Annotated in this window: 10 protein-coding genes and 2 tRNA genes; 9 read left to right on the top strand and 3 right to left on the bottom strand. The window is 69.8% G+C overall.

Annotated elements, in window-relative coordinates; all coding sequences use genetic code 11:
* The first annotated feature begins 118 nt into the window (after nucleotides 1–118).
* From rsfS to OG504_RS34910, 3 genes are all read left to right on the top strand, one after another.
* The gene (rsfS, locus tag OG504_RS34900) at nucleotides 119–562 is read left to right on the top strand and encodes a ribosome silencing factor (RefSeq protein ID WP_405993357.1); all 444 of its coding nucleotides are present in this window, start codon (nucleotides 119–121) and stop codon (nucleotides 560–562) included.
* The gene (locus OG504_RS34905; RefSeq protein WP_033285926.1) at nucleotides 559–1,224 is read left to right on the top strand and encodes a histidine phosphatase family protein; all 666 of its coding nucleotides are present in this window, start codon (nucleotides 559–561) and stop codon (nucleotides 1,222–1,224) included. The genes rsfS and OG504_RS34905 overlap by 4 nt, the downstream gene beginning before the upstream one ends.
* 93 nt (nucleotides 1,225–1,317) lie before the next feature.
* A tRNA-Ala gene (locus OG504_RS34910) sits at nucleotides 1,318–1,390 on the top strand.
* Between the two features lie 70 nt (nucleotides 1,391–1,460).
* Here the strand turns inward: OG504_RS34910 and OG504_RS34915 are convergent.
* Nucleotides 1,461–2,306 (bottom strand): helix-turn-helix transcriptional regulator, encoded by an 846-nt coding sequence (locus tag OG504_RS34915; protein ID WP_405993358.1) that lies wholly within the window; start codon nucleotides 2,304–2,306, stop codon nucleotides 1,461–1,463.
* 208 nt (nucleotides 2,307–2,514) lie between these two features.
* Between OG504_RS34915 and OG504_RS34920 the strand changes: the two genes are divergently transcribed.
* The 4 genes from OG504_RS34920 to OG504_RS34935 all read left to right on the top strand — a co-directional run bounded on the left by OG504_RS34920 (nucleotide 2,515) and on the right by OG504_RS34935 (nucleotide 4,577).
* Complete coding sequence (locus tag OG504_RS34920; protein ID WP_405993359.1) at nucleotides 2,515–3,891, top strand: MFS transporter; 1,377 nt, start codon at nucleotides 2,515–2,517, stop codon at nucleotides 3,889–3,891.
* 69 nt (nucleotides 3,892–3,960) lie between these two features.
* The gene (locus OG504_RS34925) at nucleotides 3,961–4,134 is read left to right on the top strand and encodes a hypothetical protein (RefSeq protein ID WP_019063265.1); all 174 of its coding nucleotides are present in this window, start codon (nucleotides 3,961–3,963) and stop codon (nucleotides 4,132–4,134) included.
* A 3-nt stretch (nucleotides 4,135–4,137) separates the two neighbouring features.
* A complete protein-coding gene (locus OG504_RS34930) occupies nucleotides 4,138–4,371 on the top strand; it encodes a hypothetical protein (protein ID WP_003976229.1) in 234 nt (77 codons plus the stop codon).
* A 133-nt stretch (nucleotides 4,372–4,504) separates the two neighbouring features.
* Nucleotides 4,505–4,577 (top strand) — tRNA-Ala (locus tag OG504_RS34935).
* A gap of 126 nt (nucleotides 4,578–4,703) precedes the next feature.
* Here the strand turns inward: OG504_RS34935 and OG504_RS34940 are convergent.
* Nucleotides 4,704–6,317 carry an NADH-ubiquinone oxidoreductase-F iron-sulfur binding region domain-containing protein gene (locus tag OG504_RS34940; protein WP_405993360.1) on the bottom strand — a complete coding sequence of 538 codons (1,614 nt, stop codon included), beginning with the start codon at nucleotides 6,315–6,317 and terminating at the stop codon, nucleotides 4,704–4,706.
* The gene (locus OG504_RS34945) at nucleotides 6,314–7,648 is read right to left on the bottom strand and encodes a cytochrome b/b6 domain-containing protein (protein WP_405993361.1); all 1,335 of its coding nucleotides are present in this window, start codon (nucleotides 7,646–7,648) and stop codon (nucleotides 6,314–6,316) included. The genes OG504_RS34940 and OG504_RS34945 overlap by 4 nt, the downstream gene beginning before the upstream one ends.
* Before the next feature lie 430 nt (nucleotides 7,649–8,078).
* On the opposite strand from OG504_RS34945, the gene leuS reads away from it, so the two are divergent.
* Together leuS and OG504_RS34955 are read left to right on the top strand one after the other, a co-directional pair.
* Nucleotides 8,079–10,958 (top strand): leucine--tRNA ligase, encoded by a 2,880-nt coding sequence (gene leuS / locus OG504_RS34950; RefSeq protein WP_405993362.1) that lies wholly within the window; start codon nucleotides 8,079–8,081, stop codon nucleotides 10,956–10,958.
* A gap of 153 nt (nucleotides 10,959–11,111) precedes the next feature.
* Nucleotides 11,112–11,843, top strand: a complete 732-nt coding sequence (locus tag OG504_RS34955) for a hypothetical protein (RefSeq protein ID WP_405993363.1) — start codon at nucleotides 11,112–11,114, stop codon at nucleotides 11,841–11,843.
* Nucleotides 11,844–11,872: the final 29 nt, after the last annotated feature.

Raw genomic sequence — 11,872 nt, forward strand, 5'->3', positions numbered from 1 at the left:
GGAGGCCGGAGCCGGTGTCCCGACCGGCTTCCGGGGCATGATCCGTTATTCACGTGGGGTGCCGTCCGCGGTCCGTGAGACCCTTGAGGTCTGTTGACCGCCGACCGAAAGCCGCGTAGTGACCGCCACTGACCGCTCCATCGAGCTCATCTCCGCCGCCGCCCAGGCGGCCGCCGACAAGCTCGCGCACGACATCATCGCCTACGACGTCAGCGATGTGCTGTCGATCACGGACGCCTTCCTGTTGGCCTCCGCTCCCAACGACCGTCAGGTCAAGTCGATCGTCGACGAGATCGAGGAGCGGCTCAACAAGGAACTCGGCGCCAAGCCGGTGCGCCGCGAGGGCGACCGCGACGCCCGCTGGATCCTGCTCGACTACGTCGACATCGTCGTCCACGTCCAGCACAGCGAGGAGCGTGTCTTCTACGCCCTGGAGCGGTTGTGGAAGGACTGCCCCGAGCTGGATCTCCCGGTCGAGGCCAAGGCCACCCGCGGCAAGGCTGCCGAGCACGCCAAGCTGCAGGCCGAGGAGGACGCCTCCGAGTTCGGGGAGGTGCGGTGACCGCCGGGGCCGACGGCCGCAAGGCGGGCCGGGGCCGACGCGTCATCCTGTGGCGGCACGGCCAGACCGCGTGGAACGTGGAGCGCCGCTTCCAGGGCACCACGGACGTCGAGCTCACCGAGACGGGCATCGGCCAGGCCCGTCGCGCCGCCCGGCTGCTGGCGTCCCTCAAGCCGGACGCGATCGTCGCCTCCGACCTGAAGCGGGCGGCGAACACGGCCGCCGAGCTGGCCGCCCTCACCGACCTCGACATCACCCACGACGAGGGCCTGCGGGAGACCTACGCGGGCGTCTGGCAGGGGCTGACGCACGAGGAGATCATCGCCCGCCACGGTGAGGAGTACGCCGCGTGGAAGCGCGGGGAGCCGGTGCGCCGCGGCGGCGGCGAGCTGGAGACCGAGGTCGCCGACCGGGCCGCTCCCGTCGTGCTGCGGCACGCCGAGAAGCTGCCCGAGGACGGCACCCTCGTGGTGGTCAGCCACGGCGGCACGATCCGCACCACCATCGGACGTCTCCTCGGTCTGGAGTCCCAGCACTGGGAGAGTCTCGGCGGCCTCTCCAACTGCTGCTGGTCCGTGCTCGGCGAGGGCGCCCGCGGCTGGCGCCTGCTGGAACACAACGCCGGCACGCTCCCGGAACCGGTGCTCGGCGACGACGACTGAGCGGCCCTCCAGGGCCCCGACCCCGGATTTCACTTTCCGGCAGGTCGCAGGCTAAAGTTCTTCTTGTTCGCCCGCCGAGCGGGAAGAACACACGGGGCTATAGCTCAGTTGGTAGAGCGCCTGCATGGCATGCAGGAGGTCAGGAGTTCAATTCTCCTTAGCTCCACAGATCGACACTCTTGAGTTGTCAAAGATCGAGAGTCGTCCACGATCGAATCGATGAGATCCCATCCCTTTCAGGGGTGGGATTTTTTCGTCGCTGTCAGCGCCTCCGCGCGGAGCCGAGTCTCCTCGTCGGCCGGGGTGTAGACCACGATCCGGCACTCCGGCATGCCGTTGACCGACAACGACACCGAGGTCATCCGCATCTCGCCCACCTCCTCGTGCCGGAACGTCTTCACCCGCCGCCCCGGCTCCGCCACGTCCCCGCTCTTCCACAGCCGCGCGAAGAGCGGACTCGCCGCCGACAGCCCGCGTATGAACTCCTCCCAGGCGGGCTCGCCGGTGTGCACTCCGTAGGCCGAGCGCAACGTCGCCACCATCACCGGCAGCTCCGTCTCCCGGTACAGCAGCGGACACTCCTCCTCCGGGACCGTGAACAGCTTCCACAACGCGTTCGGCATCGGGCCCGGCGGCAGTGGATCCAGCCAGAACACCGTCCGGTAGGGGGAGTTGGTGGCGAGGATGTCGTACCGCGAGTTGTAGACCACCGCCGGACGTGGCTCCAGGGCGTCGAGGATGCCCTGGATCTCCGGTCCCACCGTCTGCGCGATCGCTTCCGGAGGAGGCGCGTACGGCACCTCGGCCAGGTGGTACAGATGCTCCCGCTCCGGCGCGTCGAGCCGGAGCGTGCGCGCCACGGCGTCCAGCACCTGCGCGGACGCGTTGATCGGGCGCCCCTGTTCGAGCCACGTGTACCAGGTGACGCCCACACCGGAGAGCTGCGCGACCTCCTCGCGGCGCAGTCCCGGCGTACGCCGTCGGAAGCCCGGCGGCATGCCGACGTCACGCGGTGTCACCCTGGCGCGCCTAGTGCGCAGAAACGCGGCCAGCTCGGGCCGGCGGCGCTGTGTCGTCCCCATCCCCATCGTCACATCCCCCATACTCGACGCCCGACTTGGTCCCTGCCAGGTGCTGCCAGTACCAGCATCAGCGGGCTCTCGGCACCCGTACCGGAGCGCCCCCACGCTCGACCGCATGACGACAACACCCCGTACGGAACCGGATTCCGCACCCGTTCCAACTCCTGCCACCAGTAAAGACCCTGGCACTGACAATCGCCGTGGGCCGATGCTCGCGGTGCTGCTCGCGGCCCTGTTCATGGCGCTGCTCGACGTGTTCATCGTGAACGTCGCCGCCCCCACCATCGGCACCGAACTCCACGCGTCCGGCGCCGACTTGCAGCTCGTGATCGCCGGCTACACCATCACGTACTCGGTGCTGCTGATCACCGGTGCCCGGCTCGGCGACCGGCTCGGTCACGCCCGGGTCCACCTCGCCGGGCTCGCTCTCTTCACCGCCGCCTCGCTCGCCTGCGGCCTGGCGCAGGGCTCGACCGAGTTGATCGTGTTCCGCCTGATCCAGGGCTCCGGCTCGGCGCTGATGATCCCGCAGGTGCTCAGCCTGATCCAGCGGCACTTCGTCGGCGAGGCCCGGATGCGGGCGCTCGGCGTCTACTCGGCGGTCATCGCCGTCGGCGCCGCGGCCGGACAGATCCTCGGCGGCATCCTTGTCAGCGCCGACCTGTTCGGGACGAGCTGGCGGCCGGTGTTCCTCGTCAACGTGCCCGTGGGCGTCGTACTCCTGTTCCTCGGCAGGCGCGTGCTGCCGCGGGACGGCAGGGCGGAGCCGGAGCGCGCGCGGGCCTTCGACGTGCCGGGGTTGGTGCTGCTCGCCTCGGCGGTCTCGCTGCTGACGGTGCCGCTGGTGCTGGGGCAGGAGGAGGGCTGGCCGTTGTGGTCGTGGCTGTCGCTGATCGCGGCGGCCGTTCTCTTCGTGTCGTTCTGTGTGTACGAGTCCCGGCTCGCCCGGCGCGGGGGAGCCCCGCTGATCGCACCGCGTGTGCTGCGTCACCCGGGCATGGGTCTCGCCGTCTTCCGGATCCTGGCCGTGATGGCCGTCAACGCCGGTTTCCTGTTCGCGCTCACCCTGCACGTCCAGGGCGGCCTCGGCTTCAGCGCGCTGCGCGCCGGTCTCTCCTTCGCGCCGACCGCGGTCGTCTTCGGGGTGGTCGGCCTGACCTGGCGCAGGTGGCCGGCGGCCTGGCAGCGGGCGCTGACCCCGCTCGGATTCGTGATCGCGATGCCGTCCGTCCTGGGAGTCGGGCTGGCGTTCGAAGGCGGCGACCGCGGCGGGGCCGTACTGTACGTGGCGTACGTCGGCGTGGGGGCCGGGCTCGCGCTCGCCTTCAGTCCGACGCTGACCCGGGCCCTCGCGACGGTGCGGCCCGAGGACGCGGCGGACGCCAGCGGTCTGCTGTCCACGGTCGCGCAGCTGGGTCAGCTGCTCGGGGTCGCGGTTTTCGGCACACTGTTCTTGAACCGGCTTGAGTCACTTGGGGCCCCGGGGGCGTATACCTCTGCGGAGGCGCTTTTGGCGTGCATGTTCGCGCTGGCGGGGACGGCCGCGGTGGGGGCCGTGTCCGGACTGGTACTGAGGCGTCGCTGACCGTATTGGTCCGGCCGTGGCAGAATCAAACGGCCGGAAGGGGGCGCGGCCCGACGGGAGGGAGTAGCGATGCCTGCGAGCATCATCGAGGAGGTCGACCACCTCTTCGATGCGGCGTTGATACGGGATACGATCACCCGCCTGAGCTGCCCTTCCTGCGGTTCCGCCCACGTGGCCCAAGTCCTCGGTGACAACGGCGGAGTTTCCTACGTGTGCACGGCCTGCGGCCACAGCTGGAGCTGATCGATGGGTGCACACAGGCGAAAGTGCGACTGGTGCGGCAGTGGTACGCCGATCGTCCGTGACATGGAACCGGTGAATCCCGACTACCAGTACTGGTGCGAGGAGTGCGCGCGGGCGCTGATCATAAAAGGCGACCCGATCGAGACGTACCGCGAACTCGAGGGCGAGCCGATCTACGGTCGACTCCTGGAAGAGCACTGCACGTTGAAACGGTTCTATTCCTTCGTCACCGCTTGACCCCGGCCGGGACCCCGCGAGGAGGTCCCGGCGATCACGGTCACGGTGGCGGGGACGGAAACGATTTGGTGGTCCAGAGGGTCCACCGGTAATGTTGGCGTCGCCGCCGGGGAGACCCGGTAGGACACGGCACGGGGCTATAGCTCAGTTGGTAGAGCGCCTGCATGGCATGCAGGAGGTCAGGAGTTCAATTCTCCTTAGCTCCACAGAAGTCGAAGGCGGGTCATCCCACAGGATGACCCGCCTTCGGTGTGTTCAGGGGCAGTTGATGCCGTTCATGGAACAGCGGGCCGCACCCTTCTTAAGAAGAGGGCGGCCCGCTGTCCGTGTGCTCAGCGGCCGAGGGCCCGCCGGCCACGGCCCTGGGAGAGGACCGGCAGGTTGCGGGACGGTCCCTTGTCCCGCGCGGTCTCCTCCTCCAGGCGTAGCGCGAGCGCGGGGCAACGGCGCACCGCGCGGAGCGCCTTCGCCTCCGCGTAGCGCGGCACCTGGGCCTGCGCGACGGTGGGGAAGCCGTCGGCGCCGAGTTCGAAGACCTCGGGAAGGATGTCCGCGCACAGACCGTGGCCCCGGCACAGCGTCCAGTCGACGTAGATCTTCTGACGGCTGGGACCGTTGTCCTCCGGCTCCGCGCCGCTGGTGATGCCCGCCGGGAGCTGGCCGCCCTCGAAGAGCGGCAGAACGCCCTCCACGGGCCTTCCGCAGCCGTTTCCGAGGACGTGGGCGGCGAGGTCGTCCGTGAACGCCTTGATGGTCGACTCCAGGAACATCGCGGAGCCGTCCGGGTGCGAGCACGCGCCGCGCCGCTTCACGGCCTTGGCGACCTGCTTGAGCGCCTCCAGGGCGGCCGGGCCGCCGCCGTTGAGGATGTCCTCCATGCCGCGCGCGGCGGCGGGCAGACCGAGGTAGCAGGGACCGCACTGTCCCGCGCTCTCGTCGGCCAGCCACTGGGCCACGCGCAGCGACTCGCCCAGGGGGCAGGTCTCCTGGGTGATCGGCATGATGGCGCCCGCGCCGAGCGCACCGCCCACCGCGTCCAGGGAGTTGCGGGAGACGATCGCCTCGTTGACCGTCGCCGCGTCGATCCACTTGCCGTGGTAACCGCCCGTCAGCACACCCTGGGGGACCGGCGGGGCGCCGGCCAACTGCAGGACGTAGCGCAGCGGTACACCGGTGGGGACCTCGATCACCATGGGGCGCGCGACCGCCCCGGAGACCGTGAGCATGACGGTGCCGGGCTCGTCGTAGAGGCCGGTGTTGCCGTAGCGCTCGGGGCCGATGCGGGCGGCGATGGCGAGTTGGGCGAACGTCTCGGCGTTCGACAGCAGGGTCGGGACGCCGCCGACGCCGTTCTGGGAGGCGCTGACCTTGCGGCCGGGCGGGATCGCCGGGCCGCCGTCGATCGAGCGGATCAGCGACGCCGCGGCGCCGGTGACCATGCGGACCGGGTTGCGCTGGACGAACGCCTTCAGGGCCGAGCGGCGGGTGTTGCTCAGGCCGCGTTCCGAGAGCGCGGCCTCCATGGAGCGCTGCGTCGACTCACGGGTGACCCCCACCACGAGCGTGCGGGCACCCAGGGCCTCGGCGACCAGGAGGGCGCCGTCCAGGATGAGGTGCGGGGCACGGTTGATGAGCACCGTGTCCTTGCGGCAGGCCGGCTCGTCCTCACTGCCGTTGACGACGACGACCGGTCGTACACCGCGTTTGATCGCCGCCTCGGCGACCGACCGCAGCTTCTTGTGGAAGGGGAAGCCCGCGCCGCCGCGGCCCTTCAGGTTGATGGCCTCGGAGAGCTTCGCGAGCTGCTCCCCGCCCATCGGTTCGAGCGGCCCGTGCACCTTCAGGTGCATGGGCAGGTCGAGTCTCTCGACAAGGTCGAAGCCTGACGTGAGCTGAGGAAGCCCGACGACGCGGACTTCTGGGACGTCGGGCAGGGCCTCGTTCACCTGTAGCCTCCGGAAGGCGTGTTCCAAGGTTCGCCCGAGCCGCCCTGCGCGTCGAAGTCGTACGAAGCGTTGGGCGTTTGATCAGTGGCGGGACCGCTGTTGTACGTGTCATTGGGGTTGTACGTACCGGAGGCACCGTTCGACTCACCGGTGTCGTACACGTATCCCTCGCCGTACCCGCCCGTGTTCGCGTTGTTGTTGTACGTCGGGATGTTGTACCCGGTGTCCTGGAGCGGGTCGTAGGCCGACGGGGGCGCCTCGCCGACCGGCGGCGGCGACGGGACCGGCCAGCTCCCGGAGGTGCTGCCGCCGCTGTCCGCGCGCGGGACCGCCTGCGTGTTCTGCATGTCCATCGGCACGTTCATCCGCGAGGTCTGGTCGGTGACGTACGGCATCTGACCGGTGGACTCCGGCGTGGCGGTGCGGTAGGCGGCCGCGAAACTGTTCGTGTCGACCTCCGGGGTCATGGACCTCGTCTCGTACGCGCCGGCGGGGTCCACGCGCGGGACCGACCCGGTCTCGGTGAACGAGGGCTGCCGCGCGGCCCGTCGGCCCTCGGCCGGACGCCGGTTCTCGAAGCCCGGCAGCGCGGACTCGGCCGCGCGGCCCCGGCTCGCGTCGAGTTCGTCGAGACCCGGCCGCTCCTCGTTGCCCAGGAGCATGGCGACCTTGTTGGCGAACTTGCGCTTGAACGGGCGCGGCGCCGAGCGCAGGGCGAGGGCCGCGGCGACCCCGACCAGGCACAGCTCGTACGAGATCATGAAGAACGGCTTCGCCGCGCGGCCCGCGAACAGGCCGTGGACCAGCGCCGCGCACCAGGCCGGGTAGGCCAGCATGTGCATCGCGCGCCAGCGGGCGGCGACCGGCGCGGGGGACGCGAACTGGTTGCGCAGGGCGCCGGTGATGCCCACGAAGATCATGAGCAGGCCGCCCAGGGAGCCGAGGCCGATGAGCCCGGCGCTGCCCTTCACGCCGAGGCTGAAGGGGATCAGCGCGGCGATCAGGACGGTGTGGTCGAGCGCCAGCTTGACCGTGATGTGCACCACGAGGAACGCGATCGAGCCGACGGCGGTCACCCGGTGGATGCCCTGCGCCACGATCCGCTGGCGGATGTTGAGGATGACCCGGTCCTGGGCGACGAGCCCCCAGATCACCGAGCAGGAGAGGGAGACGAGCGACAGAACGCCCGCACCGAAGTTGAGGAAGTCCTGTACCTGGCTGCCTCCGGCCAGCACGAACACGGGTATGAAGATCAGGACGACGAGGCTCACCACGCCGTAGGCCGAGCGGCCCGGCTTGGGGAGCGAACTGGTACTACGACGAGCGTTCATGGGGGCAACTCCGAGCAGTATCGGGAAAGCGGTCCCGCTGCCGAACTCTAAGTGGCTCCATACCGGTGGGTACGAGGTTTGAGTTATTGCGTTGTTATCAAACGACAATGCGCTTGCTGTGATGTCCCGTAGTGGGTGGTACGCGAAGGTAATCCTTGAACCGGGGTCAGTCCACGCCGGTGTGGACAGGGTGCCAAGGGTGATACGGAAGCGCGTCGCGTTGTGCTCAAGGGCTGCGGTACTCTGACGCCATGCGTGCCGTACGCCTTCTGCTTAGCGAGCCGCGCTGATCAGTCCCGACCACCGGTGAACGGTGAGGTCGGAATCAGTGCGGCGCCCCCTCCTGTGCGAGGGGATTTTTCATTTGGTGGATGTCACACCCTGAATGTCGCAGCCGCTGGCAGAGACGATCGATGGAGCTTTGAGGATCATGAGCGAGACGAACCCCGCTGCCGCCGCCGAGGTGGTCGCCCCGCACCGCTACACGGCCGCGATGGCCGCGGACATCGAAGCACGCTGGCAGGACTTCTGGGATGCCGAGGGCACCTACGAGGCGCCGAACCCGACCGGTGACCTGGCCGGCGACCCCGAACTGGCCGCCCGCCCCAAGAAGTTCATCATGGACATGTTCCCGTACCCCTCCGGTGCGGGCCTGCACGTCGGCCACCCCCTGGGCTACATCGCCACCGATGTCTTCGCCCGGTTCCAGCGGATGACCGGCCACAACGTGCTGCACACCCTGGGCTTCGACGCCTTCGGCCTGCCGGCCGAGCAGCACGCCGTCCAGACCGGCGAGCACCCCAGGATCACCACTCTGGCCGCCATCACCAACATGAAGTCCCAGCTGCGCGCGCTGGGCCTGGGCCACGACAAGCGCCGGTCGTTCGCCACGATCGACCCCGAGTACTACAAGTGGACCCAGTGGATCTTCCTGCAGATCTTCAACTCCTGGTACGACGACGAGGCCGACAAGGCCCGCCCGATCGCCGAACTGATCGCCCAGTTCGAGACCGGTGAGCGTGCCGTACCGGGGCACACGCGCGCGTGGCCCGAGCTGAGCGCCACCGAACGTGCCGACGTCCTGGGCGAGTTCCGCCTGGCCTACGCCTCCGACGCGCCCGTCAACTGGTGTCCGGGCCTGGGCACCGTGCTGGCCAACGAGGAGGTCACCGCCGACGGCCGTTCCGAGCGCGGCAACTTCCCCGTCTTCAAGGCCAAGCTGCGCCAGTGGAACATGCGCATCACCGCCTACGCCGACCGGCTGCTGGCGGACCTGGAGGAGCTGGACTGGCCCGAGGCCATCAAGCTGCAGCAGCGCAACTGGATCGGCCGCTCCGAGGGCGCCCGCGTCGACTTCCCCGTGGACGGCGAGAACATCACCGTCTTCACCACCCGCCCCGACACCCTGTTCGGCGCGACCTACATGGTGCTGGCACCCGAGCACCCCCTGGTCGACACGTTCACCCCGGACGCCTGGCCCGAGGGCACGCGCGACGCGTGGACCGGCGGCCACGCCACCCCGGCGGAGGCCGTCGCCGCCTACCGCGCGCAGGCAGGCACCAAGTCCGACGTGGAGCGGCAGACCGAGGCCAAGGAGAAGACCGGTGTCTTCACCGGCGCGTTCGCGACCAACCCGGTCAACGGCGAGCGGCTGCCCGTCTTCATCGCCGACTACGTACTGATGGGCTACGGCACCGGCGCGATCATGGCCGTCCCGGCGGGCGACCAGCGCGACTTCGACTTCGCGCGCGCCTTCGAGCTGCCGATCACCTGCATCGTCGAGCCGACCGACGGCCGCGGGACGGACACGTCCACGTGGGAGGACGCCTTCGGGTCGTACGACGCGAAGATCATCAACTCCTCGAACGACGACATCTCCCTGGACGGACTGCCCGTCGCCGAGGCCAAGGCCCGCATCACGGAGTGGCTGGCCCGCAAGGGCATCGGCGAGGGCACCGTCAACTTCCGCCTGCGCGACTGGCTGTTCAGCCGCCAGCGCTACTGGGGAGAGCCCTTCCCGATCGTCTACGACGAGGACGGCATCGCGCACTCGCTGCCCGAGTCGATGCTGCCCCTGGAGCTGCCGGAGGTCGAGGACTACTCGCCGCGCACCTTCGACCCGGACGACGCCGACACGTCCCCGGAGACGCCCCTGTCCCGCAACGAGGACTGGGTCGCCGTCACCCTGGACCTGGGCGACGGCCGCGGCCCGCAGAAGTACCGCCGCGAGACCAACACCATGCCGAACTGGGCCGGTTCCTGCTGGTACGAGCTGCGCTACCTGGACCCGCACAACGACCAGAAGCTGGTCGACCCGGCCATCGAGCAGTACTGGATGGGCCCCCGCGCGGGCATGCCGCACGGCGGCGTCGACCTGTACGTCGGCGGCGCCGAGCACGCCGTACTGCACCTGCTGTACGCGCGCTTCTGGTCCAAGGTGCTGTTCGACCTGGGGCACATCTCGTCCCCGGAGCCGTTCCACAAGCTGTTCAACCAGGGCATGATCCAGGCCTACGTCTACCGGGACAGCCGCGGCTTCCCGGTGCCGGCCGCCGAGGTGGAGGAGCGCGACGGCGCCTACTACTACCAGGGCGAGAAGGTCTCCCGGCTGCTGGGCAAGATGGGTAAGTCCCTGAAGAACGCGGTCACTCCGGACGAGATCTGCGACGAGTACGGCGCCGACACCCTGCGCCTGTACGAGATGGCCATGGGCCCGCTGGACGTGTCCCGGCCGTGGGACACGCGCGCGGTGGTGGGCCAGTACCGGCTGCTGCAGCGGCTGTGGCGCAACGTCGTCGACGAGACGACCGGTGAGGTCACGGTCGTCGACACCGAGCCCGACGAGGACACGCTGCGTGCGCTGCACAAGGCGATCGACGGGGTGCGCCAGGACCTGGCGGGCCTGCGGTTCAACACGGCGATCGCCAAGGTCACCGAGCTGAACAACTACCTGACCAAGGTGGGCGGCGCCCTGCCGCGCCCGGTCGCCGAGTCGCTGGTGCTGCTGATCGCGCCGCTGGCCCCGCACGTCGCCGAGGAGCTGTGGCGCAAGCTGGGCCGCACCGACACGGTCGTCCACCAGGACTTCCCGGTCGCCGACCCGGCGTACGTCGTGGACGAGAGCGTGACCTGCGTCGTGCAGATCAAGGGCAAGGTCAAGGCCCGCCTGGAGGTCTCGCCGACGATCTCCGACGCCGAACTGGAGAAGGTCGCGCTGGCCGACGAGAAGGTCGTCGCCGCGCTGGAGGGCGCGGGCATCCGCAAGGTCATCGTGCGGGCGCCGAAGCTGGTCAACATCGTTCCGGCGTAGTTCTGCGAGGCCCTTCGCCGGGGTCGGGGCGGCTGTCTCGGGGTAGTCCCCTACGGGCAGGTCCAGGGTTCCTGTGGAACTCCGGACCTGCCCGTAGCGTTTACCGTTGAAGAGCGGCGCGGCATGTGCCGCCCAGGAGCCGGTGGAGGAGCGTTGGAAGCCGTGATCACAGTCTTCGCCCTTCTCTTCCTGCTGTTCGTGGTCGTGGGCAGCTATGCGGCGATCAAGGCGGTCGGTGCGGCCAAGCGCGGCGTCGACCGTACGGTCGCGCAGGCCCGCCGCTCGGTCGAGGACCACACCCTGCGCGCCAAGTCCTTCGCCCAGCCCGGCCCGCAGGGACAGGTGGCTCAACTCCGGCTCGCACTGCGGACGTCGATGCGCGCGACCCAGGACGCGCTGCGCGCGGGCGTGCCCGAGGACGAGTCCCTCAAGGAGTCCCTGGGCCTCTTCGAGCGGCTCAGCGCGCACGGCCGTGAACTCGACGGCGAGCTCAGGCGCCTGGAGTCGGAGCCGGACCGTAAGACACTCACCGAGCGGCTGCCCGCCCTGCGCGAGCGCACCGAGCGCATCACGAAGTCGGCGGACTCACTGCGCTGGGCGGCCCGGGACCGCGCCGGCCGCTTCGCGGAGGACGACCTGGACACCCTGAGCGCCCAGATAGACATGGAGGCCGGCGCCCTCCGCCACTGGACGAAGTCGGAGCACACGACACCGCCGTGGCCCGACCCCCCGCCCGCCGACGCCGCAGCCGGCCGGCAGACCTGGCCGGAGCCCCCGCGCTCCCGCCCCGCCGACGAGGAGCCCGCCCCGTCCGCCATCACCCCGCCGGGACGGCGCCCCAGCTACCCCTGGCAGAAGAAACCCCGCCCCGAGAGCACGACTTGACCGGGCGGCACGGTGTACGTGTGCGACGT

The organism is Streptomyces sp. NBC_00986, from assembly GCF_045162565.1.
Taxonomy (GTDB): domain Bacteria; phylum Actinomycetota; class Actinomycetes; order Streptomycetales; family Streptomycetaceae; genus Streptomyces.